The organism is Halorubrum miltondacostae, assembly GCF_041379815.1.
Taxonomy (GTDB): Archaea; Halobacteriota; Halobacteria; order Halobacteriales; family Haloferacaceae; genus Halorubrum; species Halorubrum miltondacostae.
Map to the genome: position 1 here is coordinate 215312 of NZ_JBEDNY010000003.1, position 26729 is coordinate 242040.

At 70.6% G+C, this 26729-nt stretch carries 21 protein-coding genes and 2 pseudogenes; 12 read left to right on the forward strand and 11 right to left on the reverse strand.

Annotated features, from left to right (window positions below; genetic code table 11):
* Positions 1-126: 126 nt before the first annotated feature.
* From ABNG04_RS10120 to ABNG04_RS10130, 3 genes are all read left to right on the forward strand, one after another.
* Positions 127-1293, forward strand: coding sequence for a thiolase domain-containing protein (locus tag ABNG04_RS10120; RefSeq protein ID WP_371162300.1), 1167 nt, complete (start codon positions 127-129; stop codon positions 1291-1293).
* A complete protein-coding gene (locus ABNG04_RS10125) occupies positions 1290-1715 on the forward strand; it encodes a Zn-ribbon domain-containing OB-fold protein (RefSeq protein ID WP_371162301.1) in 426 nt (141 codons plus the stop codon). Before ABNG04_RS10120 ends, ABNG04_RS10125 begins: the two co-directional genes overlap by 4 nt.
* Positions 1716-1817: 102 nt before the next feature.
* On the forward strand, positions 1818-4529 hold the full coding sequence (locus ABNG04_RS10130) for a hybrid sensor histidine kinase/response regulator (protein WP_371162302.1): 2712 nt from the start codon (positions 1818-1820) through the stop codon (positions 4527-4529).
* Positions 4530-4587: 58 nt separating this feature from the next.
* Here the strand turns inward: ABNG04_RS10130 and ABNG04_RS10135 are convergent, their stop codons facing one another.
* Entirely contained in the window at positions 4588-5358 is a 771-nt protein-coding gene (locus ABNG04_RS10135; RefSeq protein WP_371162303.1) for a VOC family protein, read from the reverse strand.
* A gap of 179 nt (positions 5359-5537) precedes the next feature.
* Here ABNG04_RS10135 and ABNG04_RS10140 point away from each other — a divergent pair.
* The 4 genes and pseudogenes from ABNG04_RS10140 (at position 5538) to ABNG04_RS10155 (ending at position 10443) form a co-directional block, all read left to right on the forward strand.
* Positions 5538-6523: pseudogene (locus ABNG04_RS10140) on the forward strand (UbiA family prenyltransferase).
* Between the two features lie 100 nt (positions 6524-6623).
* Positions 6624-8324 (forward strand): annotated as a pseudogene (locus ABNG04_RS10145) (sensor histidine kinase).
* A gap of 88 nt (positions 8325-8412) precedes the next feature.
* A complete protein-coding gene (locus tag ABNG04_RS10150) occupies positions 8413-8853 on the forward strand; it encodes an EamA family transporter (RefSeq protein WP_371162304.1) in 441 nt (146 codons plus the stop codon).
* Between the two features lie 87 nt (positions 8854-8940).
* Entirely contained in the window at positions 8941-10443 is a 1503-nt protein-coding gene (locus ABNG04_RS10155) for an MATE family efflux transporter (RefSeq protein WP_371162305.1), read from the forward strand.
* Positions 10444-10713: 270 nt separating this feature from the next.
* Here ABNG04_RS10155 and arcS read toward each other — a convergent pair whose 3' ends face one another.
* On the reverse strand, positions 10714-12510 hold the full coding sequence (gene arcS / locus ABNG04_RS10160; RefSeq protein ID WP_371162306.1) for an archaeosine synthase subunit alpha: 1797 nt from the start codon (positions 12508-12510) through the stop codon (positions 10714-10716).
* Between the two features lie 141 nt (positions 12511-12651).
* Between arcS and ABNG04_RS10165 the strand changes: the two genes are divergently transcribed.
* The gene (locus tag ABNG04_RS10165) at positions 12652-13146 is read left to right on the forward strand and encodes a pyridoxamine 5'-phosphate oxidase family protein (RefSeq protein WP_371162307.1); all 495 of its coding nucleotides are present in this window, start codon (positions 12652-12654) and stop codon (positions 13144-13146) included.
* Positions 13147-13228: 82 nt separating this feature from the next.
* A complete protein-coding gene (locus tag ABNG04_RS10170; RefSeq protein WP_371162308.1) occupies positions 13229-14509 on the forward strand; it encodes an amidohydrolase in 1281 nt (426 codons plus the stop codon).
* Between the two features lie 342 nt (positions 14510-14851).
* On the opposite strand, the gene ABNG04_RS10175 is transcribed toward ABNG04_RS10170, so the two are convergent.
* Together ABNG04_RS10175 and ABNG04_RS10180 are read right to left on the reverse strand one after the other, a co-directional pair.
* The gene (locus ABNG04_RS10175; RefSeq protein WP_371162309.1) at positions 14852-15307 is read right to left on the reverse strand and encodes a Rieske (2Fe-2S) protein; all 456 of its coding nucleotides are present in this window, start codon (positions 15305-15307) and stop codon (positions 14852-14854) included.
* Positions 15308-15311: 4 nt separating this feature from the next.
* Positions 15312-16682, reverse strand: coding sequence for a geranylgeranyl reductase family protein (locus ABNG04_RS10180; protein WP_371162310.1), 1371 nt, complete (start codon positions 16680-16682; stop codon positions 15312-15314).
* Positions 16683-16933: 251 nt separating this feature from the next.
* On the opposite strand from ABNG04_RS10180, the gene fer reads away from it, so the two are divergent.
* Positions 16934-17650 (forward strand): ferredoxin Fer, encoded by a 717-nt coding sequence (gene fer, locus ABNG04_RS10185; RefSeq protein WP_371162311.1) that lies wholly within the window; start codon positions 16934-16936, stop codon positions 17648-17650.
* A 37-nt stretch (positions 17651-17687) separates the two neighbouring features.
* Here the strand turns inward: fer and ABNG04_RS10190 are convergent, their stop codons facing one another.
* The 5 genes from ABNG04_RS10190 to ABNG04_RS10210 form a co-directional block, all read right to left on the reverse strand.
* Positions 17688-18740 (reverse strand): ABC transporter permease, encoded by a 1053-nt coding sequence (locus tag ABNG04_RS10190; protein ID WP_371162312.1) that lies wholly within the window; start codon positions 18738-18740, stop codon positions 17688-17690.
* Entirely contained in the window at positions 18733-20052 is a 1320-nt protein-coding gene (locus ABNG04_RS10195) for an ABC transporter permease (protein ID WP_371162313.1), read from the reverse strand. Before ABNG04_RS10195 ends, ABNG04_RS10190 begins: the two co-directional genes overlap by 8 nt.
* Positions 20049-21656 (reverse strand): ABC transporter ATP-binding protein, encoded by a 1608-nt coding sequence (locus ABNG04_RS10200; RefSeq protein ID WP_371162314.1) that lies wholly within the window; start codon positions 21654-21656, stop codon positions 20049-20051. The genes ABNG04_RS10195 and ABNG04_RS10200 overlap by 4 nt, the downstream gene beginning before the upstream one ends.
* Positions 21657-21829: 173 nt before the next feature.
* A complete protein-coding gene (locus tag ABNG04_RS10205; RefSeq protein WP_371162315.1) occupies positions 21830-22990 on the reverse strand; it encodes a BMP family lipoprotein in 1161 nt (386 codons plus the stop codon).
* A 222-nt stretch (positions 22991-23212) separates the two neighbouring features.
* Positions 23213-24685: a phosphohexomutase domain-containing protein gene (locus tag ABNG04_RS10210; protein ID WP_371162316.1), complete on the reverse strand. Its 1473-nt coding sequence runs from the start codon at positions 24683-24685 to the stop codon at positions 23213-23215.
* Positions 24686-24768: 83 nt separating this feature from the next.
* Between ABNG04_RS10210 and ABNG04_RS10215 the strand changes: the two genes are divergently transcribed.
* Entirely contained in the window at positions 24769-25047 is a 279-nt protein-coding gene (locus ABNG04_RS10215; RefSeq protein WP_371162317.1) for an acylphosphatase, read from the forward strand.
* Between the two features lie 22 nt (positions 25048-25069).
* Here the strand turns inward: ABNG04_RS10215 and ABNG04_RS10220 are convergent, their stop codons facing one another.
* Together ABNG04_RS10220 and ABNG04_RS10225 are read right to left on the reverse strand one after the other, a co-directional pair.
* Positions 25070-25543, reverse strand: a complete 474-nt coding sequence (locus ABNG04_RS10220; protein WP_371162318.1) for a DUF7960 family protein — start codon at positions 25541-25543, stop codon at positions 25070-25072.
* A 155-nt stretch (positions 25544-25698) separates the two neighbouring features.
* On the reverse strand, positions 25699-26133 hold the full coding sequence (locus tag ABNG04_RS10225; RefSeq protein WP_371162319.1) for a winged helix-turn-helix transcriptional regulator: 435 nt from the start codon (positions 26131-26133) through the stop codon (positions 25699-25701).
* A gap of 69 nt (positions 26134-26202) precedes the next feature.
* Here ABNG04_RS10225 and ABNG04_RS10230 point away from each other — a divergent pair, with 69 nt between their 5' ends.
* Positions 26203-26652 (forward strand): DoxX family protein, encoded by a 450-nt coding sequence (locus ABNG04_RS10230; protein ID WP_371162320.1) that lies wholly within the window; start codon positions 26203-26205, stop codon positions 26650-26652.
* Positions 26653-26729: the final 77 nt, after the last annotated feature.

Genomic DNA, 26729 nt, shown 5'->3' on the forward strand with positions numbered 1-26729 from the left:
GCGCGCACGGACCGCCGACGCAGTCGGGCGATTCGCTCTTCCTCGCGGACGCGCCGCGCGCTCGTCGACCGACCGGGACCCCGGCTTTCGGCAGAGATAAACCGCATCCCCGATCATCGTTCGTGTATGACAGACGTACGCGTCGCCGGGGTCGGGCTCACTCCCTTCGGCAGCCACCCGGAGCGCACCGGCCGCGACCTGTTCGCGGAGGCCGCGCTCCGGGCGTTCGAGGACGCCGCCGTGGACCGGTCCGACGTCGAGGAGCTGAACTACGGGAACTTCATGGGCGCGCTCGCCGAGCACCAGGGCCACCAGGCGCCCCTGATGGCCGAGGCCGCCGGCGTCCGCTGTCCGGCGACGCGCTACGAGTCGGCGTGCGCGTCGGCCGGGGTCGCGGTCCGGGAGGCGGTCCGGACGGTGGCGGCGGGCGACGCCGACGTGGTCCTCGCGGGCGGCATGGAGCGCATGACGAACCTCCCGACCGACGAGGTGACAGAGGGGCTCTCCATCGCCGCAGACGACCTCTTCGAGGCCCGGGCCGGGGTCACGTTCCCGGGGGCCTACGCGCTCATGACGAACGCTTACTTCGACGCGTACGGCGGGACGCGGGCCGACCTCGCGCACGTCGCGTCGAAGAACCACGCCAACGCCGTCCCGAACGAGTACGCCCAGTACCGGAAGGAGGTGTCCGTCGACGAGGCGCTGGACGCGCCGCCGGTCGCGGAGCCGCTCCACCTCTACGACGCCTGCCCGATAACCGACGGTGCGAGCGCGCTCGTGTTAGTCTCCGAGGAGTATGCGGCCGAACGCGACCTCGACGCCCCGGTCGCGGTGACCGGGACCGGGCAGGGGACCGACCGGATGGCGTTGGGCGACCGCGAGCACCTCGCGCGGACGCCTGCCGCGGACGACGCGGCCGACGCGGCATACGCCGACGCGGAGGTCGAGCCGAGCGACGTCGACGTCGCCGAGGTCCACGACTGCTTCACCATCGCCGAGGTGCTGGCGCTCGAGTCGCTGGGGCTGTTCGAGCCGGGAGAGGGGATCGCCGCGGCCCGCGAGGGGGTCACGACCGCCGACGGCGACCTCCCGGTGAACCTCTCCGGCGGCCTGAAGGCGAAGGGCCACCCGGTCGGCGCGACCGGGGGGTCCCAGATCGCGGAGCTGACGCGCCTACTCCGGGGCGACCACCCCAACAGCGGCCACGTCTCCGACGCCGAGGTCGGCGTCACCCACAACGCGGGCGGCACCGTCGCCAGCGCCGTGGTCCACGTCCTGGAGGTGGCCGAATGAGCGACGGCGGCGCGGACGCGGCGCCGGCGCCGGACCGCGACCACGCCGAGTGGCTCGACGCGCTGGCCGACGGCGAGGGGTTCGCGCTCGTCTGTCCGCGCGGCCACGGCTCGCTCCCGCCGCGACGCGTGTGTCCGGAGTGCGGGTCGCCCGACCTTTCGCGGGAAGCGCTCGACGAGACCGGGACCGTCGAGACGTACAGCGTGGTTCACGTCCCGTCGCCGCGGTTCGCCGACGACGCGCCGTACGCGACCGCGGTGGTCGACTTCGGGCCAGCGCGGCTGACGGGGATCGTCCGCGGCGGCGACGAGACGGACGGACGGCCGGCCGTCGCCGTCGGGGACGCGGTCGTGGTCGCCGTCGGCGAGCGCGCCACCGACGGCGAGCGGCTCGTCGTCTTCCGACCCGCGGGCGGCGACTGAGGGTCCAGACCAAAGGGTCGGGCGTCAACGGGCCCATTGGCACCCCGGAACGCCCGACGAACGCCGCAACCATTATAGTCAGTTCGTTGGTACTCGACACGTATGCCCGACCGCATTCCGGTCCTGCTCGTCGACGACGATCCGGATCTCCGCGCGGTCACCGCCTCGTACCTGGAACGCGAGGTCGACCGGATTGCGGTCGAGACGGCGGCCGAGCCGGCGGACGGCCTCGACGTCCTCTCCGAGCGCGACGTCGAGTGCGTCGTCTCCGACTACGAGATGCCCGAACGCGACGGCCTCAAGTTCCTCGACGAGGTCCGCGAGCGGCGCCCCGATCTCCCATTCATTCTCTACACCGGCCGGGGGAGCGAGGAGGTCGCGAGCGAGGCGATCTCCGCCGGCGTCACCGACTACCTCCAGAAGCGCGGCGGCACGGAGCGGTACGAGCGGCTGGCGAACCGGATCGTCGAGGCCGTCGAGAAGCGCCGCGCCGAGCGCGAGGCGGAGCAGGCGGTCGAACAGTTCCGCGCGGTCGCCAACGGCGCCTCCGACGCGATCCTGTCGGTCGACACCGACGGGGTGATCCGGTTCGCGAACCCGGCGGTCGAGTCGGTCTTCGGGTACGATCCCGCCGAGCTCGAAGGTGAGCCGCTGACGAGGCTGATCCCCGAGCGACGGCGGACGGAGCACAACGAGGCGGTCGAGCGCTACCTCGCCACGGGCGAGCGCGGCATCGATTGGTCCAACGTCCGGTTCAACGCGCTCCACCGCGACGGCCACGAGGTCCCCGTCTCGCTGTCGTACGGCGAGTTCGTCGCCGACGGGGAGCGCCAGTTCGTCGGCGTGGTCCGCGACGACAGCGAGCGCGACCGCCACCGGGCGTTCATCGAACACGCCAGCGACGTGGTCGCGGTGCTGTCTCAGGACTGGCGCCTCCGGTATCTGAGCCCCTCATGCGAGCGCGTGACCGGCTACACTCCGTCAGACCTGCTCGGCGACCGGGCGCTGGACTACGTCCACCCGGAGGACCGAGCGGCGGTCGAGGCGCTGTTCAGCGACATCGACGAGGCCGACGGGCCGCCGTCCGTCGAGTACCGGTTCCGGACGGCCGACGGCGACTACCGGTGGCTCGAGTCCGTCGGCAGCGACGAGCTGGAGACGGACGGCATCGAGGGGTACGTCGTCACCACGCGCGACGTCTCCGAGCGGAAGGAGCGCGAGCGGACGCTCTCCCAGCTCCGGGAGTGGACCCGGGAGCTCAACTACACCCGGACCACCGACGAGGCGGCCGACCTCGCGGTCGAGGCGGTCGATGACCTCATTGACGCCGGACTGAGCGGGATTCACCTGCTGTCGGCGGACGGCGAGAGCCTCCAGCCGGCCGCGCTCGGCGACTCCGTGCCGATGATGTTCGAGGAGCAGCCGTCGTACGACCGCGGCGCGCCGCCCGGCTCCCGCGCGGCGCTGGCGTGGGACGCCTTCCGGAACGAGGAGTCGGTCGTCATCGACGAGCTCTCGTCGTCCGGCCGGCTCGACGAGTCCTCGCCCGCGGAGAGCCTGGTGTTGCGCCCCATCGGCGACCATGGGCTGTTCGTCGTCTCCTCCCCGAACCCGCACGAGTTCACCGACACGGACGTCCTCGTGGCGGAGATCCTCTCCGGCCACCTCGAGGCGGCGCTCGACCGGATCGAGCGGGAGAGTCGCGTCGAGCGGCTCCACGGCGCGACGCGGACCCTCGTCCGCGCGGAGTCGCGAGAAGCGATCGCCGACCGGGCGGTCGAGGCCGCCACTGACGTCTTGGAGTTCTCGATCGTCTCAGTCCGGCTCTACGACGAGGCTGCCGGCGGGCTGGTCCCGGTCGCGATCTCCGACACCGCGGCCGAGATGCTGCCGGAGCGCCCGACGTTCACGCCGGACGGCGGGAGTCTCAACTGGGCAGCGTTCGAGTCGGGCGAGACGCGGAAGTTCGACGACATCCAGACGACGGACGCGTTCGACGCCGACACGGCGCTCCGGAGCGTGCTCGTCGTTCCGATCGGCGAGTACGGGGCGATATCGATCGGCGAGACGGAGCCCGGGGTGTTCGACGGCGTCGACGAGTACCTCGCCGGGATCCTCGCGACCGCGGCCGAGACGGCGTTTCAGGCCGAGGCGCGAACCCGCCGGCTCGCCGAGCGGACCGCCGAGTTGGAGCGGCAGAACGACCGGTTAGAGGAGTTCGCCGGCGTGGTGTCACACGACCTCCGAAACCCCTTGGAGGTCGCCCGCGGTCGGACTGAGCTCGCTCTCGAAGAGTGCGACAGCGAGCACCTGGCTGCGGTCGGGCGGGCCCACGACCGGATGGCGGCGCTGATAGACGACCTGCTCACCCTCGCCCGCGAGGGTGACCCCGTGACCGACGCCGAGCCGGTCGACCTGGGTCAGGTCGTCGGCTCCTGTTGGCGGACGGTCGACACGCGGGACGCGACGCTCCGCGCCGAGGCCGAGGAGATGATCGTCGCGGACAAGGGGCGGCTCAGGCAACTGCTGGAGAACCTGATCCGGAACGCGGTCGAGCACGGGGGCGACGACGTGACGGTCACGGTCGGGAGCCTCCCGGACGGCTTCTACGTGGCCGATAACGGCCTGGGGATCGACCCGGACCGCCGCGAGGACGCGTTCGACGCCGGCTACTCGACCACGCAGTCTGGCACCGGGTTCGGGCTGCGGATCGTCGAGCAGGTGGCCGACGCCCACGGGTGGTCGGTGCGCGCGGTCGAGAGCGACGCCGGCGGCGCTCGCTTCGAGGTCACGGGCGTCGAGTCGACGGACTGATCGGGTCGAGCGCGAGCGAAAAGGCGGTCACAGTCGGCATCCGGTCCGGGCCGGTCGATCAGTCCCGCGTGACGAGTTCGACTTCGTGACCGTCCTGGTCCTTCGTGAACGCGTAGTTGTGGTCGCAGGACTCGGGGTCGCGGTAATCGGGCGCCTCGCGGGTCAGCAGGTCGTCCCAGGCGTCGTCGAGGTCGTCGACGCGCACCGCGACGTGGCCCCAGCCGTCGCCCATCGTGTACTCGCGGCCGTCGTAGTTGTAGGTGAGCTCGAGCTTCATCGCCTCTTCCGGCGCATCCTCGGGAGCCACGAAGTAGTTCGAGAAGGTGTCGGCCTCCCAGCGTCCGCTCGGCTGCTCCGTGTACTCGAACTTCCGGGTCCAGTAGCCGAGCGCCTCGTCGGCGTCTTCGACGCGGATCATCGTGTGGTCGATGCTCCACTTCGCGCCCTGGTCGCGCTTGACAATCTCGATCTCGTGGCCGTCGGGGTCCTTCACGAACGCGTAGCGGTTCCCGCACGACTCGGGGTCGCGGTAGTCGTCGACGCCCTCCGCCATCAGCTGGTCGTACGACTCCTGGAGCGCGTCCTCGGGGACGCGGACCGCGATGTGGCCCCACGCGTCGCCGAGCTCGTAGCTCCGGCCGTCGTGGTTGTACGTGAGCTCGAGGAGCGCGCCGTCCTCGTGAACGTCCTCGGGGCCGAGGAAGACGTTGGTGAACGTGTCGGCCTCCCAGCGGCCCTTCTCCTCGTAGTTCAGGTGCGTCTGGTACCAGTCGAGGCTCTCTTCGAGGTCCTCGACGCGGATCATCACGTGATCAAACGTTCCGTCCATACGCGAGAGATCGGCCGCTCGGGTCAAAAGCGTACTGAACCCCGAAGGGGTATCTCGTCGGCGTCCCGTGCTGGATGATACTCCGCCCGTTCGCGTTTTATTAACACTCCATGGCGTGGACAGATACAGGTCGATCCCCCATGATGGACGTCAGTCGCCGATTGGCGGCGGACGTCACCATGGCAAACGAACCGATCAGGCCGTCGACGTCAGACGGCACGGTAGAGCAGTCTCGTTCATACGCAACCACCGCCGCCGCGGGATCCCTCAGACGGGTCGGCGCGTTCGCGGCGGCGGCCCCGTTCACCGCGGTCGTCGCGGCCGTCGAGTCGCGATCGCGACGGCCGCGCTCGGCGTCCCGCTGTCGCCCGCGCCGATCGCGGTCGGGCTCGTCGCGTTCTCGGTGTACGCCGCGGACCACGTCGCGGACGCCGAGGGCGACGTGGGGTCGACCGCGGCCCGTGCGGGATTCGCGCTACGCTACGGCGATCAGCTCATGCTCGCCGCCGCCCTGAGCTATGGGGTCGCGGTCGCGCTCGCGGTCGGAGCCGGTCCCGCGGCGCTCGCGCTTGTCCTCGTTCCGGGCGCGGTGTGGGTCGGCTACGCGACCGACTGGCCGCCGGCCGTCGGCGGCCTCGTCGCGCCGCTCGGCGAGCGCGTCCCGCGGCTCGGCGGCGTCTCGGTCCCGCGGCTGAAGGACGTGTTCCTCCTCAACTCCGCGGCTGTCGCGCTCGCGTGGGCGGTCGCGGTCGTCGCCGCGCCGCTGGCGTTCACCGGCGTCCCCGTCGAACCGGCGAACGCGCCGACCGTCGCGCTGCTGTTCGCATACGTCACCGCCCGCTCGTTCGTCGACGTCGAGGTGCCGAACGTCAGGGACGTCGCGGCCGACGCCGCGCGGGGCGTGTCGACGCTCCCCGTCGTGTACGGAATCCCCGAGGCGCGTCGGATCCTGATCGGCGTCGACGCGGTCGCCGGTGGCCTCCTCGTCGCGCTCGTCGCGACCGGCGCTGCGTCGTCCGGCGTGGTTGCCGCGCTCGTCGCCGGTCTCGGCGTCTCCGTGGCCGTCACCGCGCTCGCGGATCGACTCGACGGATCGATGCTCGGGGTCGCGCCAGACTGTAGCTACCTCGTGGCCGGCGCGGTGCTCCTTGCGCTCGGCACCTGAGACGGCGGCGATCCCGGATCCGCGTCGCTCAGCGGCCAGTTTTTTACATGGGATAATTCGACTAGATGAGTTATAAATCGAATGCGCGTAAAAAACCACAATGGCCGCGCTGAGTCCGCTGTCCACCGCCCTCCTCGTCGCGGTGACCGTCGGGTTGGCGGCGGCGATACTCGTGTGGCGCGAGCGTCCGGAACCGGGCGCGACGTGGCTCTCCGTGCTGCTCGTCGGGCAGGTGTGGTGGGCGACGTTCCTCGTCTTCGAACTCGAGGCGGCGACGCTGCCGGCGAAGGCGTTGTGGTACGACGTCCAGCGGGTCGGGGTCGTCGCCGTCCCGGTCGGTTGGCTCTTCTTCGCGCTTGCGCACACCGGCTACGACCGCTACGTGACCCCCTTCTTCGTCGCCGCGGTCTCCATCGTCCCCGCGGCCACCGTCGCGGTCGTCGCCGCCGGCGACCCCGGGAACCTCCTCGCGACCGAACAGGTCGTGCGCGAGACCGCCGTCAGGACGTTCCTCGACGTCGTTCCCGGCCCGCTGTACTACATCATCGCCGGCTATACGTACCCCCTCGGCGCGATCGGGTCGGTCCCGCTGCTCTAGCTGATCCGCGACGACGCGCGGCCGTTCCGGGGGCAGAGCGCGGCCTTGCTCGTCGGGACCGCGGCCCCGTGGGCCGGCAGCGTCGCCTACATCACCGGCGCGATCCCGATCGCCGGGCTCGACCCCACGCCGCTGGTGTTCGTGGTCTCCGGGGTGGCGTACCTCCTCGCGCTCTCCCGGTTCCGCCTGCTCACGCTCGCGCCGGCGCCCCGACGGCGCGCCCGCCGACTCGTCTTCGAGCAGCTCCACGATCCGGTCTTCGTCGTCGGGACGGAGGGGCTCCTCGTCGACCTGAACGAGAGCGCGGCCGAGACGTTCGGCATCGACCGCCGCGAGGCCATCGGGCGACCCGCGGCGTCGACCGTCCCGCGCTACGACGCGGTCAGGGACCTCGCCGACGGCGACGACAAGCCCCGGGCGATCCCGATCGTCGGCCGCGACGGGCGGCGGCCGTACGAGGCGACGGTTCGGGACGTGGTCGACGACCACGACCGCACCAGCGCCCGCGTCATCACCTTCCACGACGTCGGCGCGTACCTCGGCCAACAGCAGCGGCTCAACGTGCTCAACCGCGTGTTCCGCCACGACGTCCGGACGGAGACGAACCTCATCCAGTGGTACGCCGAACAGCTGCGTCCGGGGTCGAGCGACGAGCGCGCCGTGTCGGTGATCGAACAGAGCGCGGGACGGATACTCGAGCTCAGCGAACGCACCCGGAGCGCCGGGGAGCTGTTCGATCCGACACAGGAGTACGCGTCGTCGCCGCTTCCGGACGTTGTCGGCGAGGCGGTCGCCGACGCCCGCGAGATCGACCCCGACGCCCGGGTCGAGGTCGGCCGAGTGCCGGAAGTCACGGTCTCCGTCGTGTTACGCGTCGTGCTGGAGAACCTCTGTTCGAACGCAATCCGCCACAACGACCGGGCGTCGCCGTGGGTGGAGATCGACGCGAGAGTCGCGGACGACTGGGTCGACGTCACCGTCGCGGACGACGGTCCCGGGATCGACCCGGCCGAGTACGACGTGTTGGACCGCGGGACGGAGACGCCGCTGCGCCACGGCAGCGGGATCGGCCTGTGGATCGTCAAGTGGGGCGTCGACCACCTCGGCGGGCGGATCGCTTTCGAGGAGCGGGAGCCCCGCGGGACGCTCGTGACGGTCTCCGTGCCGGTCGAACGGTCGGGAGTGCCCGGTACCGATCGCTGAACGGTCCTCGACCGGACCGCCGCCGGCAGACGGCAGGGAGTCGATCCCGGGTCGACAGGCACTTGCCGCCGGGCGTCGACCCCGAAGTATGGACGCCTCGGCCACGACGTATCTCCCGTTCGCGCTGCTCGCCATGGGCGCGTACGCGCTCGTCTCCCCGCTGATGCGCGTCGCCACGACCGGACCGAACGCGATCCCGAGCGACGTCGCCGTCGTCGTCTCGAACACGCTGCTCGTCGCCATGGCGGTCGGCGTGATCGCGTACACCGGACAGGGATTCACCGCGCACCTCGGGTCGCCGAAGCTCGCGTACGTGCTCGCCGCGGGGGTGTTCCTCGGGATCGGGATCCTCGCGCTGTACCGCTCGCTGTCGCTCGGCCCGGTGAGCGTCGTGACGCCGATCTTCGCGATGTTCCTCGTCTTCTCCTCGGTGATCGGCTTCCTGTTCCTCGGCGAGTCGTTCACCGCCCGCAAGGGGGTCGGCATCCTCTTCGCCGCCGCGGCCGTCTACCTGGTCTCCGGGGCCTGATCCGCCCGGCCGCACCCCGCCGATCCGGAACCGACTGCCGCGTGACGAAACGCCTTTAGCCGCCAGTAAAAAAGGAGCGTATCTGCCGTGTCTCGCCTGCCGAACCCCTTCCGTGCGCTGATCTTGTACATCGGCTTCGCCCTCGCGCGCGCTGGGCTGATCGACCGGCACCGGGTGGTCAGGACCACCGACCTCGCGTGGCCGCGGATCGTCACCGGCATCGCCCGGATGTCGAAGAACGCGGTCGACGTCGCGATGGTCGGCGTCGCGGTCGGCACGAGCGCCGTCGCCGGCGTCGGCTTCGCGGGGCCCTACTGGGGGCTCGCGTTCGCCTTCGGGGGCGGCGTCGCCGGCGGGACAATTGCCTTGGTCTCCCAGCGGTTCAGCGCCGAGGCGTTCGGCGAACTGGGCGACGCGGTGCGCTCCAGCGTCCTCCTCGCGGTGGCGATCACGCTGCCGGTCAGCGCGGCGTTCTGGCTGTTCGCCCCCGCGTTCATCGACGCGCTGAGCAGCAACGAGGTGGCGATCGCCTACGGCGCGGACTACCTCCGCGTCGTCGGGCTGGGCGTCCCCTTCGCCGCGCTCAACCTCGTCGGGAGCCGGATCCTCGTCGGCTGTGACGACGCTTACACCGCGATGCAGGTCCGAGCGGGCGGCGCGGTCGCGAACATCCTCCTCAGCGCGCTGTTCATCTTCGGCTTCGGGTGGGGCGTCGAGGGGGCCGCAGTCGGAACCGTCCTCTCGAACGTGCTCGCTGTCGGCGGGTTCACCGTCGGGCTCGTGCGCGGGAGCGCCCCCCTCATCGGCCAGTTCCCGGTTGCGATCGACCCGACCGGATCGTACCTGAACCCCGGCATGCTCCGGGACCTCGTCGAGATCGGCGTCCCCGTCGGCGCGCGCAACCTCGTGTGGACGGCCGCCGAGTTCCCGATGCTCTCCATCCTCGACGTGTTCGGCGAGAACACCGTGGCGGCGTTCGTCATCGCCCGCCGCATCTGGGGGATCATGAACACGCCCGGCTGGGGGTTCGGCCTCGCTTCCTCCAGCCTCGTCGGGCAGGAGCTCGGCGTCGAGCGCCCGGACGAGGCGGAGGCGTACGCCAGCGACATCATCCGCTTCTCGGTGGCGACGTACGCCGTCTCCGCGGTGCTGATCGCGGTCTTCGCGACCGACATCGTCTCGATGTTCGCCGAGTCGCCCGACAGCCCGGAGATACCGATCGCCGTCAACCTCGTGTACGCGGCCTGCGCCGCGGTGATCTTCCAGGGCGTCTCCGGCGGCGCGGCCGGCCCGCTCGACGCCGCCGGGGACACGAAGATCCCCTTCGCGAGCCAGTTCCTCGGGATGTTCTGCGTGTCGATCCCGCTGGCGTACGTCGGCGCGCACGACGCGACGCCGGCGATCAACCTCCCGCTCGTCGGCCTCACGATCCCCGAGGTGGCGCTCCCGGCGATCGGACTGTGGGGGCTCTACTTCGCGTTCATGGCCGAGACCACGATCCCCGCCGCGATCAACTACCTGCGGTTCCGTTCCGGGAAGTGGAAGGCGATCAGCGAGGCGTATCGGCCCGAGGCGACCGCCGACGACTGAGACGGCTCGGTCTTCCCGGTGACCGCACGCTCGCCGGTATCCGCAACTGAACCGGACTCCAATACCGGCGGTACGAACGGACAGAACGGCTACCGCTCTCCGAGGCGCGGAAGTCCTCGGAGCGGTCGCGCTCGTGATCCCGACGTTCTCGGTCCCCGACTTCACTGACGCGGCGCTCGCGTGGTGCGTGCTCGCCGCGTTCATGGCCGCCGAAGGCGGTTACAAGCACTTCGACGTCATGAAGACATGAGCGCCGAGGCCCCCGTCCGGTCACTTCTCGTCGCTGTGCCGGACCTCGACCGCGACGCCGCGGGTGGACCCCGCCATCTCCGGCCCGGACATCGCCGCCCGGCCGACCGCGAACGCCTTCGGCCCCTCGATCACGACCTCGTCGCCGACCCGAATGTCGTCGGCGGCGTCGACGACGCCGGGCGCGAGGACGGAGCCGCGCGGGACGAAGGAGTCGATCTCGACCCGCTTCGTCGGGGCGTCGCTCGCGACCCAACGGCGCGCGCCGGCGAGGGTGAAAGAGAGGGTGCCGTACTGCGGGACCATCGTCGCGAGCTGTTCGCCCGGCTCGCCCTCGCGGCCGGCGTCGGGGTCGTCGCCCCACACCTGGAGCTTGGGGTAGCGGCCGGTAGTGCGCACGTCGGCCTCCCCCGGTCCGCCGAACAGGGCGTCGCCCGCGCCGTCGCCGATCAGGTAGTCGGCGATGGCGCGGACCGTGTTGTGCTCGCGCTCCCGCTTGCTGTACGCTGGCTCGCCCTGGAGGGCGGCGTTCAGCTCGCCGAGCGACTCGTCGGTCGTCGGGTGGTCGACGCAGGTGTACTCGAAGTCGAGGTCGACCGCGCCCTCAACGCGCTCGCAGATCTCGCGGTAGCCGTCCTCGGGGACGTGCGCGACGACGCGCGAGTAGTCGTTGCGTTCGAGGTACCGCCGGAGGACCTCGGCGACGAACTCGATCTCGCCCTCGCTCCAGTCGCCGGTGACGACCGAGTCGTAGTGTTGGGCGGGGTAGGTCGTCTCCAGCTCCTGGGGCACCACGCCGATGGGCGAGGTCATCGAGACGGTGTGGCCGCGCCACTTGATCGCGTCGTGGAACTGGCGGTGGCTCTGCGAGTCGCTGTACGGCTTCGTCGCCGAGCAGGGGACCAACACGAGCGGCTGGTCGGTGAACCGGTTCCGGTAGCGGCTCGTGACGCGGTCGGCGAACCGCCGGATCTCGACGCGGTCGAGCGTCTCCGCCGAGGCCGCCGTCACCTTGGCGTCTCGCATGAGCGGGGTCCGTTCTTCGAGGTACCCCCACTGGTCGTCGAACTCGCGGAACGCGGCCGTGAGCCACCCCTCGTGGCGGGCCTGTCCCTCGACGTAATCGCGCAGGCGGCCGCTCCGGATCCGCTCGCGGACGCGGCGGAGCTCGGAGCGGAGGGCGTTGACGTTGTGGTCGGCGCAGTCGGCGCGAGTGAACTCGTCCCGAGGTTGCGCGCAGGCCGGACAGGCGCACGGCAGTTCGTCCAGGTCCTCGAGGAAGTGTTCCGCGTCGGCCGTGAGGTACATCCCCTGGGTCCCCTTCGTCCGCGCGAGCGTCGCGTCGACGAGGTCGACGCCGGCGTACGCGAGCAGCGCGACGTTCCGTGGGGTCGCGACGCCGGAGAGGCCGAGCGCGGCGTCGGGCGGCAGCGCCGCCTTGGCGCGGACGATCGCGTCCCGGAACGCCTCGCCGTGGCCGACGAACCCCTGCGCGTCCGACAGGAGGTAGGCGTCGGCCCCGAGGTCGCGGGCGCTCCGGCTGTCGACGGCCGCTGCGGCCGGGAACGCGACGTCGGGGTGGTCGACCGCGAACGACTCGCGGACCTCGTCGCGGGTGCCGGCTGGGAACGCCCGGTGGGGGAGCACCGTCAGCGCGCTCTCGTCGCCGTCCGGGACCTCGCGGTCGCCGGCCCAGAGGCTCCCGGCGTCGTCGAGGAACGGGTCCGCGAGCGCCGGCGTCGGCGCGGGGTCGGCGAGGCGGACCTCCCCGAGGCGGGCGGCACCGTCGCGCTCGTGGACCTCGAAGTAGTCGGTCATACTTTCCCTCGCGGGGGGACGGTCAATTCTCTTGTGTTCCGCCGCCGGCCGGACGCCTGAGTTCCTCGCCGTCCGGCCGTCGACCCCGCTCGGACCGAGCGTCGCCGCAACTGTTAGGCGGACGGCGGCCGACCGATCGGTATGGACCCGACCGGGCCGTGGGACCGACCGCGAGTCGACGAGTTCCTCGGCGCAGCGCGCGTGCCGGTCCGCCTCGGCTGCCGGACGCCGGGCGACCACCCCTGGATCGTCTCGCTGTGGTTCGCGTGGGACCCGGAAGCGGATACCGCCGACGACGGGGAGGACTCGGCGAACGCGACCGGCGCGATCCGCTGTGCGACGAGCGCGAACGCGGACCTCGTCGAGTTCGTCGACCACGACGACAGCGTCTCCTTCGACGTGTCGACGAACGACCCGCCGTACAAGGGGGTCCGCGGCCGCGGCCGGGCGTCGATCCATCCCGACGAGGACAAGCGACTCCTGCGGTCGCTCTTGAAGGAGTACCTCGGCGGCACCGACAACTCGACCGCCGAGCGGCTCCTCCGCCCCGAGCGCGAGGAGGTCGAGATCCGGATCGAGCCGGAGCGGCTCCACACGTGGGACTACTCTGAGCGCATGGGATCGGCCGAGGAGTGAGCCGCCTCCGGTCGGCTCCGATGCGGTCCCCGTCGCTCTCCGACAGGCGACGTTTTAAGCTGTCCCCGGGCCACCCACGGGTATGAGCGTTCTCGAAGACGACGAGTACCGCGCGTTCCGCCGCGACCTCCACCGCCATCCCGAGCCCGCATGGCGCGAGTTCTACACCACCGCCCGCATCGTGGCGGCCCTCGGCGAGCGCGACCTCGACGAACTCCACATCGGGCCCGACGCGCTCGCGGCGGACGAGCGCATGAACGTGCCCGATGACGAGGAGCTGGCCGAGTGGGAGGAGCGGGCGCGCGAGGCGGGCGCGGACCCGGAGATACTCGATCAGCTCTCCGGCGGCTACACCGGCTGTGTCGCGGTCGTCGAACGCGGCGACGGGCCCGTGGTCGGCCTGCGGGTCGACATCGACGCGCTGCCGATCACGGAGTCGGAGTCGGGCGAGCACGTCCCGGCCGCGGAGGGGTTCCGCTCCGAGCACGAGGGGTTCATGCACGCTTGCGGCCACGACGCCCACGCGACGATGGGGCTCGGCGCGCTCGACGCCGTCCTCGACTCCGACTTCTCCGGGACGCTGAAGGTGTTCTTCCAGCCGGGCGAAGAGCAGGTCGCCGGCGGGAAGCCGATGGCCGAGTCTGGCCACCTCGACGACGTCGACTACCTCTACGCGGTCCACGTCGGTCTCGATCACCCGTCGGGCGAGGTCGTCTGCGGCGTCGAGGGGTTCCTCGCGGTGCGGCACCTCCTCGCGGAGTTCACCGGCGAGCCGGCGCACGCCGGCGCGCGCCCCGAACAGGGCCGGAACACGGTCCAGGCGATGGCGGCCGCGGTCCAGAACCTCTACGCCATCCCGCGCCACGCCGACGGGCCCACGCGCGTGAACGCCGGGCTAGTCGGCGGCGGCACCGCGACGAACATCATCCCGGAGGAGTCGCACATCGAGGGCGAGCTCCGCGGGCAGACGACCGAGCTCGCGGAGTACATGTCCGACCACGCCGACCGCATCCTCGACTCCGCCGCGGATATGCACGACTGCGAGGTCGACGTGTCCACGCTCGGTGAGGCGCCCAGCGCAACGAGCGACGACGCGCTCGCCGCCCTCGTCCGGGAGTCCGCGGGCGACGTCGAGGGCGTCACGAATATCGTCGACAGCGACGAGCTCGGCGGCTCCGAGGACGCCACGTACCTGATGAACCGCGTCCAAGAGCAGGGCGGGCTCGCCTGCTACCTCGGCGTCGGCACCGACCACCCCGGCGGGCACCACACGACAGACTTCGACGTGGTCGAGGACGACCTGTCGGTCGGCATCGACGTGATCGCCGGCGCGATCCGGCGGGTCGCGGAGACGCAGCCGTAACGAATCCTCTTTTACAAACAACTCTGCGGCGCGTGTCTACGAGCGGGCCGCAGGCCCGCGAGTTAGCACGCGGGAGGGATTCGGTCGTCGAGCGAAGCGACGGCGACCGACGAGGCTGGGGAGGTATGAGGTGTAGCTGCGGTGCGGGAAGTGAATCGAAGGGGCAGCCGCGAGGCGGGCGCAGGCGACGCGAGCACCGCAAGAGCGAGTGAAACGAGCGACGAGGAGCGCGGCGAGCGTGCGCCCGCCTCGCGGCTGGGGCTTCGGTGGTGTTGGTGTCGGTCAAAAGGTTATCACCTAAGGAGTAGAACGGCGCGCTGTCCGCACGAACCTCTCGCCGACTCAAAATGTAAGGTGCGAACTCGACGACGGCCCCTCATCGCCGTCGCCGTCGTCCTCGTCCGGCAGCCCCTCGCGGAGGTAGTTGAGGTCGTCGTCGGTCAGGAACACCGCGCCGTCGCGGACGGTCACGTCGACCGAACGGAGCGTCGTCCCCGCCGCCTCGCCGTTGTCGCAGGATCCCTCGCAGGCGTCGAACGCCGAGCCGTGCTTCGGGCAGACGACCGACCCGCCGCGAGTGACCGCGCCGACCCCCTCGCGGTGGAGCCGCTGGTCCTCGTGGGTACAGCGGTTGATCCACGCCCGGACGGGCTGGTCCGGACTCGCCTCCTCCCAGTCCGGCTCGTCCGCGCACGGCACGAGGAACACCTCGCGGTCCGCGTCACCTTCCCGGGCCGTGAACGCCCACGACCCCCGCTCGCGGACGGTCTCGACGGTAGTGAGCCGGTACCCGCTCACGGCCTCAGTACTTCGCGTCCGCGCCGGTCGTCTCGTACACGCGGTCCATGATCGCGTCGCGCTGACGGGTCCAGTTCGCCATCGCGGCCGGGCTCGTCGGGTACTCGTCGTAGTGGCCGATCAGCTCGTCGGCCAGCGACTTCGTCTGGTAGAAGTTCCGGATCGTCCCCCAGTAGCCGAAGCTCTTGACCGCGGCCTTCAGCTTCAGCCCGAAGGACATCGAGGTCGACCCCTCGTACAGCGCCTCCGCCAGCTTCTCGCCCGGGAGCGACGCGAGCAGGCCCATCAGGTTGTCCACGTCGACCGCGGTCGCGAGGACGTTGTACACGTCGAGGCCGGCGTACCGGCCGCCGAAGTGCTCCATCACGCGGGTGTTGTACCGCCAGAGGTTCTCCTCACTGACGTCGCCGTCCGAGATCGCCTTCACCGCCTGCTCGCCGGCGTACTTGCCCGCGTACGCCGCGCCGGCGATGCCGCCGCCGGTCGTCGGGTTCACATGGCCCGCGGCGTCGCCGACCGCCATGTACCCCGGCGCGACCGCCGAGTCGTACGGGCGTCGGGTGGGCAGCGCGGCCCCGAGCTTGTCGCGTACCTCCGCGCCCTCGAACTCGGGGCGGTCCCGGAGGTCCTGCTTCAGCGACTCGACGAGCTGCATCGGCTCCTCCGTCATCTGGAAGCCGAGGCCCGCGTTGATCTCCGTCGCGGTCCGCGGGAAGTACCAGAGGTACCCCGCTGCGCGGTCGGTCGCTTTGAACACCAGCGCGTCGTCCCACTCGACCGGCTCCGGGACGTCGACGATCTCGCGGTACGCCGAACAGAACTGCGAGTACCGGACGTTCGTGTCGAAGGTCGTCCCCTCAAAGTCCGCCTTGTCCTGGAGCAGCGAGAGCGACCCGGCGCCGTCGATCACGACGTCCGCTTCGTACGTCCGCGGGTCGCCCTGCCGCACCGCGTGGATCCCGGTGACGCGACCGGTCTCGTCCTGTCTCACGTCGTTGATGACGGTGTCGTAGTGGAAGTCGACGCCCGCGTCCTCGGCGCCGGAGATGAGCTGGCGGCCGTACTCCCAGCGGTCGATGACGGCGAGCTCGCCGGGGACCGGGATCTCTAAGATCGTGTCTTCCTGGGGGATCTCGAAGCGACCGTGGTCGACGCCGGTGTTCGTGAACGCGGGCTCGAGTCGGTCCTTCGGGATCGCCTCCGGGAAGGCGTCGGCCCCCTTCAGGGCGTCACCGCAGGCGATGTGGCCGGCCTCCTCGACGTCCTTCCGCTCCACGATGACGACGTCGAGCCCCTCGTTCGCGATCGTCGCGGCGGCGTAACAGCCGGCGGTCCCGGCCCCCGCCACGACAACGTCGTACTCGTCGATATCCATTACCGGACCGTGTCGTGCCCCCGGCAAAACTCTTTGCTCCCGTTTCGGTCGGGTTCGATGGGACGGATTTCGTCCGCCGGCCGGTCCCGACGCCGCCCGGCGATGCCGGCGGCCGAGCCTAACTGTTCAGGCTCACCGTTTAATGGCTCCGAGACGGACGCTCCGGTATGAGTCAGCTCGATCGGATCGACGCGGACCTGCTTCGGGCGTGACTCCCGGAGGTCCGCTCGGCGGACGCGACCGCGGCGCTGATGATCGCCGTCGCGTACGACAGGGGGATCGGCACGGCGGAGCTCGCCTCGTGGTACGACCGCTCGGAGGAGTGGATCGAGGAGACGGTCGCGGCGCTCGACTCGCCGCGGTTCGTCTCGACCGTCGCCCGGCTCGAGGGGGTGAACTTGGAGGCCGTCGCCGCGGAGTCGAACCTCGCCCCGGCGACGGTCCGCGACTGGTTCGACGCGCTCGCCGACGACCCGGTCGACGAGGCGGCCGACGTCGTCCGGCGGTACGCGGAGGGGTCGGTCGAGCCGGTCCGCACCGGATCGCCCTCGACCGTCTACCACCTCGACCGCGACGCGCTGACGGAGCGGGGGTGGTCGCTGTCCGACGACGATCTCTTCGAGAAGACGGCCGACGCGGACCTCGACCTCCCGGAGTATGGGCGCTTCCTCGTCGAACCCGGCGAGTCGATCCTCGACGCGGCGGAGCGGGGCGGCCGCTCGTGGCCGTACGCCTGCCGCGGCGGGGCCTGCTCGAACTGCGCCGTCGTCGTCGTCGAGGGCGACGTGGCGATACCGGGGCAGTCGATCCTCTCCGACGAGCAGATCCGAGGGGCGAACGCCCGGCTCTCGTGCGTGGGAGTCCCGATCACCGACGAGGTCAAGATCGTCACGGGGATCGGCGACACCGAGGCGTTCGCCGATCTGCGGCTGCCGTCGCCGACCGAGGTGGCTGGGGCGTCGAACTGACGCTCCGGCCGCGGCGATGGCCGCCCGGGAGCGCGACCTACTCTTCGGTCTCGTAGTGCTCGCCCGCGGCCTCGGGGATCTGCGTCCGCCCGACCAGCGTGAGCACGACGATCACGACGACGTACGGGATCGTCTGGACGAGCGTGTCCGGGATCGCGTAGCCGAGCTGTTGGAGCCGGATCTGTGTCGCGTCGAGCCCGGCGAACAGCACGCCGGCCCCGAGCGTACCAAGCGGGTTGTAGTTGCCGAACAGGTACGCGACGATGGCGATGAACCCCTTGCCCTGGACCATCGTCTCGCCGGAGCCGACGAACTGCCCGATCGACAGCGCGAGCGCCGAGCCGCCGACGCCGGAGAGCACGCCAGAGAGGAGGACGCCGGCGTACCGGACCCGAGAGACGGAGACGCCGACGGTGTCGAGCGCCTTCGGGTTCTCCCCCGAGGCGCGGAGGTGCTTGCCGAAGGCGGTCCGGTTCAGGAGCCACCACGAGCCCAGCGTCGCGACCACGACGAGCGTCGCGGAGTACCGCCAGCCGACGCTGGCCCCGAGGTTCGGCGTGTTGACGCCGCCGAAGAGCACCCGCGATAGGAACGGCGCGAGCCCAAGCGCGATGAGCCACACCGCCAGTCCGGCGATGATCTGGTCGGCCTTGAACTCGATACAGACGACCGCGAACACCGCGGACAACACCGTCGACGCGGCGATGCCGGCGAGGAACGCGACCGCGAGGGCGGGAACGCCCAGCACGCTGTTCCCGATCCCGACGACGGACGCCGCGTAGATCGAGACGAACGCCGAGATGATGAGCAGCCCCTCCAGTCCGATGTTGATGACGCCGGACTTCTCCGCGAAGATCCCACCTAGCCCGGCGAGCACGATGGGCGCCGCGAGCCGCGCCGTCGACGTGGCTGTGCTGGTCGAGAACGCAATGGCAGCGAGGTCTCCGGCGACGGAGTCGGGGAATGCCGCGCCCACAACGCCGAGCAGTCCGAACACGACGACGACGCCGACGACGAGCGACCGCGTGTAGTCGGACTCGATCAGGTCGTCGAGGATCGGGATCGAGAGGTCGGCGATCGGGTTACGCATCGGGCTCACCTCCGTCGGTACCGACGGCCTCGTCCGTCTCGTCGGGGTCGGTCCGGACCCCGCTTCCGGGGCCGCTGGCACCGATGCCCGCGTACTTGCCGATCATCCGGAAGAACTCCGGCATCGCGACGAACAGGATGATGAGCCCGCGCAGCACGCCCACGAGCTCGGTCGGGACGTCCGTCCGGAACCCGATCTCCAAGGCGCCGCCCTTCAGAATGCCGAAGAGGAACGCGGCCGGCAACACCCCGATGGGATTGTTCCCGGCGAGGATCGAGACGGTGATCCCGTCGAACCCCAAGGTCGGGATCGAGGCCATCCAGCGGCCCTCGGACATGAGCACCCACACCGAGCCGCCGATGCCGCCGAGCGCGCCCGACAGCGTCATCGCGCGGACGGTCGTGAGCTTCGCGTTCACGCCGCCGTACTCCGCGGCGGCCGCCTGGACGCCGCTCGTCCGGACGTCGTAGCCGAACGAGGTGTGCTCGATGAGGTAGTAGAGCGCGCCGATGAACGCGATGCCGACGAGGAGCGCCACGATCGCGAAGTCGGCCGACTGCGGGAAGAACCACGGCAGGAACTGGGCGTACTCCGGGACGTACTGCGTAGCGACCACGGACGACCCCTCGGCGCGGAACACCTCCAGCACGAGCACGTACGCGACGTTCGCCGCGACGAAGTTCAGCATAATCGTCGTGATCACCTCGTTGGCGTCGGCGTACGCTTTGAGCGCGCCGGGTATCGCGCCCCAGAACCCGCCGCCGACCGCGCCGGCCGCGGTGCCGAGCACGATCAGGACCGCACCGCCCACGGGACCCTCGGGCAACAGCGGCGCGGCCGCGATGACGGTCAGCGCGGTCGCGAGCGCCCCGACGACCAGCTGGCCCTGCGTCCCGATGTTGAACAGGCCGGCGCGGAACGCGACGGCGACCGACAGCCCGGTGAAGATGAGCAGCGTCGTCTCGGAGAGCGTCAGCCCGAGCGAGAGGTTGAACGGCGTCCAGTTCGGGTTGAACAGCCCGGGCTCGCCGACGGCGATCGGGTTGCCGAACGCGCCGTTGAACAGCACGACGTACACCTGTATCGGGTCGTAACAGAAGCCGATCCCGGTGAGCGGCATCGTCCAGGCGGCCGTCGAACACTGAGCGATCCTGCCCGAGACCAGCACGATGACGAACCCGACAGCGATCGAGAGGAGGATCGCGGCGATGCTTATCACCAGCCGCTCCGCGACGCTCCGGTCGACGAACGGCGCGATCAGTCGAGAGACGACGGAGGGGGTTCGGTCGGCCTCCGGGCCGGCGTCGCTCACGCGTCCACCTCGTCGCCGTCGACCGTCGGCTCGCCCGCGACCGGGTCGGTCGCCTCCTCGTGAAGGGAGGCGGCCTCGACCGAGTCGTCGTCGGGCGTCTCGCCCGCCATCAGCAGCCCGATCTCCTCCTCGGTGACGGTCGCGGGGTCGACGACGCCGCTGAACTCGCCTTCGTGGATCACGGCGAGCCGGTCTGAGAGGCCTTGGACCTCGTCGAGCTTCGAGGACACGAGCAGGACCGCCTTCCCCTCCGCGCGCAGTTCGAGCAGTCGGTCGTGGAGGAACTCCGTCGAGCCGATGTCGACGCCGCGGGTCGGGTGCATCGCGACGACGAGGTCCGGGTCGCGCTCGAACTCGCGGCCGACGATGAACTTCTGCTGGTTCCCACCGGAGAGCGCCTCCGCCTCCGCCGCGGCATCGGGCGGCCGGACGTCGTACTGCTCGATCACGGACTCGGCGTGGTCGCGTGACGCGCCCCAGTCCAGTCGCCCGCCCTGAGCGAACGGCTGGTCGTGTTGGCTCCCGAGAATGGCGTTCTCGGTGAGGTCGTACGACATCACCAGTCCGCGCTCCTGTCTGTCCTCTGGGATGAACGCCATCCCGCGGTCGATCCGGTCGCGGCGCGTCGTCCCCGAGAGCGACTCGCCGCGGTACCAGATGTCGCCGTCGGCCAGCTCACGCAGCCCGGTGATCGCCTCGACGAGTTGGGACTGCCCGTTCCCGTCGACGCCGGCGATGCCGAACACCTCACCGGCCCGGAGCTCGAACGAGAGGTCCGAGACGGCCCGCACGCCGCGGTCGTCGTCGACGTCCAGCCCGCTGACGCTCAGCACGCGGTCGCCGGCCGCCTGCGGCGTCGTCGCGGGCTCCATCAGCACCTCCCGGCCGACCATCATTTCCGCGAGGTCTTCTCGGGTCACGTCTGCGGCGGCGACGGTCCCGACGTTGACGCCGTCGCGGAGGACGGTGATGTCGTCGGCCGCCGATAGCGCCTCGCCAAGCTTGTGCGAGATGAAGATGATCGTCTTCCCCTGCTCGGTGAGCTCCTCGAAGACGCCGTACAGCTCCTCGACCTCCTGCGGGGTGAGGACCGCGGTCGGCTCGTCCATGATGAGCACGTCCGCCCCGCGGTACAGCGCCTTCAGGATCTCGACGCGCTGCTGTTCGCCGACGGAGATGTCCGCGATCGTCGCGTCGGGGTCCACGTCGAATCCGTAGCGCTCGCTCAGTTCGACGACGGCCTCGCGGGCCGCCTCCTTGTCGACGCGCAACCCGCCCCACGTCGTCGGCTCGTTGCCGAGGACGACGTTCTCCCACACGGTCATCGGGTCGACCAGCATGAAGTGCTGGTGGATCATGCCGATGCCGGCGTCGATCGCGTCCCGCGGGGAGTCGAACGACTGCGGCTCGCCGTCGAGGCGGACGGTCCCCTCGGTCGGCTGATAGAGCCCGTACAGCACGTTCATCAGCGTGGTCTTTCCGGCCCCGTTCTCGCCGAGCAGGGCGTGGACGCTCCCGCGCTCCACCGCGAGATCAACGTCGTCGTTCGCGACGACCCCGGGGAATCGCTTCGTGATGCCGTCCAAGTGGACCGCCGGGTTCATTCACCCGTAACTCCGTGGGAGTCCCTAAAAACGCGCGGATTCGCGGCCGAGGGGCGCGAGAGCTGTCAGTTTACGGACCGTACCGATGAAAAGTGGAAGTCCGGCCGCCGCGTCGGATCCGGCCCGTAACGCTCGCCGTGCCCGACTCGGCCCGAGTGCTCGCCGCGCTCGGCTCAGTTGCTCGTGGTGTCCGGGACGTCGATGTCCCCGGCGATGACGCCGTCGCGGGCGTCGGAGACCGAAGACACGATGTCGTCGGGGACGTCGTCACCGATCTCCTGTCCGTAGACGCACTCGACGCCGTTCGACTCCAGCCCGAGCGCCGTCGTGCTGCCGCCCTGGTGGTTGTCGTCGATGACGTTCGAGATCGACTCGTACACCGCGGTGTCGACGCGCTTCACCATCGACGCCACGATCACGTCGGCGAACGACTCCTCGGAGACCGACTGGTCCTGGTCGACGCCGAACGCGAACCGACCCTCCTCCTGCGCGGCTTGGAAGACGCCGACGCCCGTCGCGCCGGCCGCGTGGTAGACGATGTCGGCGCCGCTCTGGTACATCGACAACGCCGCCTCCTGTCCGCCCGAGGGGTCGGCGTAGCTGCCGACGTAGCTCGTGATGACGTCGACGTCGTCGGTCGCGTAGTCGACGCCGGCCTCGAATCCGGCCTGGAACCGGCGGATGACGGGGCTGTCGACGCCGCCGACGAACCCGACGTTCGTCGAGTCGGGGTCGGTCGATCCCGCTCCGGCGGAGAAGTCGGTCGTGGACAGCTCGCCGGCGAGGACGCCCATCAGGAACGACCCCTCCTCCTCGCGGAAGAGGTAGTTCGCGACGTTCGGCTCCTCGACCACGGTGTCGACGATCATGAAGTCCTGGTCGGGGTACTGCGGCGCGGTCTCGGAGAGCGCGTCGCCCTGGTTGAACCCGATGGTGGAGACGAGGTCGTAGTCCGGGTCGGTCGAGCTCGCGTACCGCTGCTGGAACTGCGAGAACTCGCCGGCGCCCTCCGGCTCCGCCTCGTTGTACTCGATCCCGAACTCCTCTTCGGCCTGAAAGATACCCTGCTGGGCCGCGTCGTTGAACGAGTTGTCACCCAGCCCGCCGTCGGAGTAGACGATACCGACGGTCGCCGGCGGCGAGTCGGACCCGTCCCCGCCGTCGGAGCCGTCAGAGCCGTCGGAGCCATCGGAGCCGTCCATGCCGTCGGAGCCGTCGGAGCCGTCCGACTCGTCCTCGCCGTCGCTCGGCCCGCCACCGCACCCCGCGAGGCCGACGAGGCCCGCTGCGCTTGCCGCCTTGATGAACCGCCGCCGATCGAAGTCGGATGCCATCTCACTCGTAACCCCGTCGGAACACGGCATAAATTCGTCGTTCCCGCGCCGAGAGGGAGGCACGTTCGTGAAATGAGACGGCCGAACACCGGGTAAAAGCGGGCCTCGATCGGTGTTCCGATCCACGGACCCGTATCATTCACGGTCGTAAACGGGGACAGAACGCGAAGCCCGGACGCGCGCAGCGCCGGGGCGTCTCCCGTCGACGACTGTCTACGCCGCCTATACCGACTCCGTCGCCGCGACCGCGGTCTCGACCACGTTCTCGACGTCGGCGACGAGCTCGTCCACGTCATCGCTCTCGGCGTAGACGCGCACGTACGGCTCCGTGCCCGACGGACGCACGAGCGTCCACGAGGCGTCGTCGAACTCCAGCCTGACGCCGTGGTCGGTGTCGACCGCGGCCGCGGGGAACGCCTCCGGCAGCGCCGTCTCGAGTCGGTCCATCACCGATTCCTTCGCGTCGTCCGGGCAGCCGACGCTCACCTTCCGGTAGGGGCGCTCCGTGACCGGCGCGCGGAGCGCCGCCAGCCCCTCGTCGGCGACGAGGCGGGCGATCACCGCGGCGGAGGCGACGCCGTCGATCCACCCGCCGGAGGCGACGTGGATGTGCTTCCACGGCTCGGCCGCGAAGACGACGCTGGTGTCGGCGGCGGCCTCCGCGCGCACCGCGGCGATCCCCTCGTGGAGCGCGCCGAGCCGCACGCGCTCGACGCGGCCGCCGGCGTCGCGGACGCGCTCGCCGATCCGCCCGGAGGCGTTCGGCGTCGTCACGACGACCGGGTCCGCGGCGTCGCTCGCGCGAGTGTACCGCTCCGCGAGGACCGCGAGGACCGTGTCCTCGTGGACGACCTCGCCGTCGGCGTCGACGATCACGATACGGTCGGCGTCGCCATCGTGTCCGATCCCGAAGGCGAACCCTTCGGTCTCGCTCGCGTCCGCGTCGCCGCCCGCTCCGCCTCCCTCATCTACCGGTCGACCCGGATTCTCGACTCCCTCGTTGGCGTCCGCGACGAACGCGCGCAGGTCGGCGAGCGTCTCCGGCGTGGGCTTGCTCCCGCGGCCCGGGAAGTGGCCGTCGACGTTGCCGTTGAGCGTGACGACGGCGGCGCCGAGCTCGCGGAGGACGGTCGGCGTCGCGGGCGCGCTCATCCCGTTGCCGCAGTCGACGGCGACGCGGAGTCCGTCAAGATCCGCGCCAAAGCCGGCGGCGTACTCGCGCACGTGTCCGAGGTAGCCGCCGAGCGGGTCGACCCGGGTCGCCGCGGTCCACTCGTCCCACGGGGCCACCGGCGCCTCGTCGGCGACCCGCGACTCGACGGCGCGCTCCAGTTCGCGGTCGAACTCGACGCCGTCCCGGAACAGTTTGATCCCGTTGTCGGTGGGAGGGTTGTGCGAGGCCGTCAGCATCACGCCGTGACGGCCGCGCGAGGCGTGCGCCAGCGCCGGCGTCGGGAGCTGTCCCGCGCGTCGGACGGCGACGCCGCCGGCAGAGAGGCCGGCCTCAATCGCGGCCGCGAGCGCCGGGCCGGTCACTCGCCCGTCGCGGGCGAGCACGACGGTGGGGTCGGAGGTCGACTCGTCGGCTCGGTCCCGGATCGCCGCGCCGACGGCTCGCCCGACGGCGAGCGCGAGCGACGGCGTGACGCGGTCCTCGACGCCGCCGCGGATGCCGGCGGTTCCGAACAGGTCCATGTCGCCCACGTCGGCGCGCGGGAGTTAGTAGGCGTCGGTTGCGGGCGGGCCGTTTAACAGGGAGCGCGCCGCACCACCGACCGATGACCGACCGCGTTCGCGCGCACGTGTTCGTCTCGGGCCGCGTTCAGGGCGTCTACTACCGGGCGACCACTCGCGACACGGCCTGCGAGACGGGCGTCGACGGCTGGGTGCGGAACCTCGACGACGGCCGAGTCGAGGCCGTCTTCGAGGGCCCCGAGGGAGACGTCCGCGACATGGTCGAGTGGTGCGAGACCGGGAGCCGGGCCGCCGAGGTGGAGGAGGTAGACGCCGAGTACGGCGAGCCGGAGGGCGAGGACGGGTTCGAGGTCAGGTGGTGAGCGAGCGTCCGCCCCGGTCGACTCAGTCGTCGTCCGCCAGTGCGGCGGCGTCGCCGGGGCGCTCCCGCACGCCGAGCTCTTCTAACGCGCGCAACACGACGATCGCCTCCACGACGTCGCGCTCCTCGGTGTAGGGGTCGTCGACCGCGTCGAGGGTCGTCTCGGCCTCGCGCGCCAGCCGCGCCTCCAGTTCCGTCTGGTCCGTCTCGGCCTTCGTCGCCGACAGCAGCGCCTCGTGGTCCTCGCGGAGGTCCAGGGAGACGTGCGCCGCGTTACACCGCGAGAGCGGGTGGGAGTCCATCTCGATGGCGAGGTCGCTCACGAGGTCCCAGTCGTCGGCGCAGAAGCGGAGCGTGACCGTGCCGACGACGTCGCGCCACGCGATGGGCCCGCCGTTCTCCATGAGCCGGAGCGCCCGCGGCGGCACAGCGATCCGGGTGTGGGTGTCGTCCCGGCCGCACAGGCAACAGGGGGTGTTCTTCAGTCCGGCGTACACGGCGTCATGTATGCGCCGGAGAAGGGTGTGCGTTTCGGCGGTGGAGCGCGTTCCGCCCGTGCTGGGTGGTACTGTGCGGTTGGGGCTTTGGAAGTGTCCGTCGTCGAATTGTAGTCAGCGATTTACGAGCGAGAACCGATCGCGCTAACGCACTCTCACGCGTCGCACTCGGCGAGCCACTCGTTGGCCCACGAGTCGATCTCCTCGAAGACGGGGGCGAGCGACTCCCCCTTGGCGGTCAGACTGTAGTACGTCGCCACCGGCGAGTCCTCTTCCAGCCGACGGTCGACGAACCCCGTCTCCTGGAGGTCGTCGAGGACGCGCGAAAGCGTGCGGGCGTTCGCGTCGGTCTCGCGCTTGAGCTCGTTGAACCGCGACTCGCCGTTCAACAGCTCGTGGAGGACGACGAGCCGCCACTGCGACCCGATCTGTTCGATCGAGTCGACGACCGGACAGGGCGTGTCGGGCGTCGTCACCGCATCCGCCGTCGTGTCCATCTCCGCGTCCGCACCCGTCGCCTCGGTCGCCGCGTCGGCCGCTGTCTCCGCCGTGTCCACCGACTCCGAGCCGGTGAGGTCCTGTGATGACATCGGTGTTACCTACTAACTGTATTGTCCGGGAAGCGATAAATAGATTACGTCCGTATAGCAGGTTACACGATGTTAGCTGAACTCGCGACGCTACCGCTCCAGTTCGACACCCCCCTCGCGGGCGAACTCTTCCTACTCGGCCGGATCCTGTTCGGCGCGACGCTCGCGTTCATGGGCCTCAACCACTTCACTGACCTCGAGACGATGGCCGGCTACGCCGAATTCAAGGGCCTCCCCGCGCCGCGGTTCTCGGTGATCGCCTCCGGGGCCGTCCTCGCCCTCGGCGGCCTCGCCGTCGCCGCTGGCGCGTTCCCGGTCCTCGCCGCGGGCTCGCTCGCCTTCTTCCTCCTCGTCTCGGCCGTGACGATGCACGACTTCTGGTCGATGGACGACCCCGAGGAGAAGCAGAACGAGATGACGAGTTTCCTGAAGAACGTCTACGGCGCCGGCGCCGCGCTCGCGTTGCTCGCCGTCGGCGGCTCCGCGTGGCCGTACGCGGTCGGGATGGGCCTGTTCTGAACGGCGGCCAAAGCTACTGACCGCCCCGGTTCTCGACCGAACAGACTGACCGGACCGCCCGAACGACCCGTTCCGCG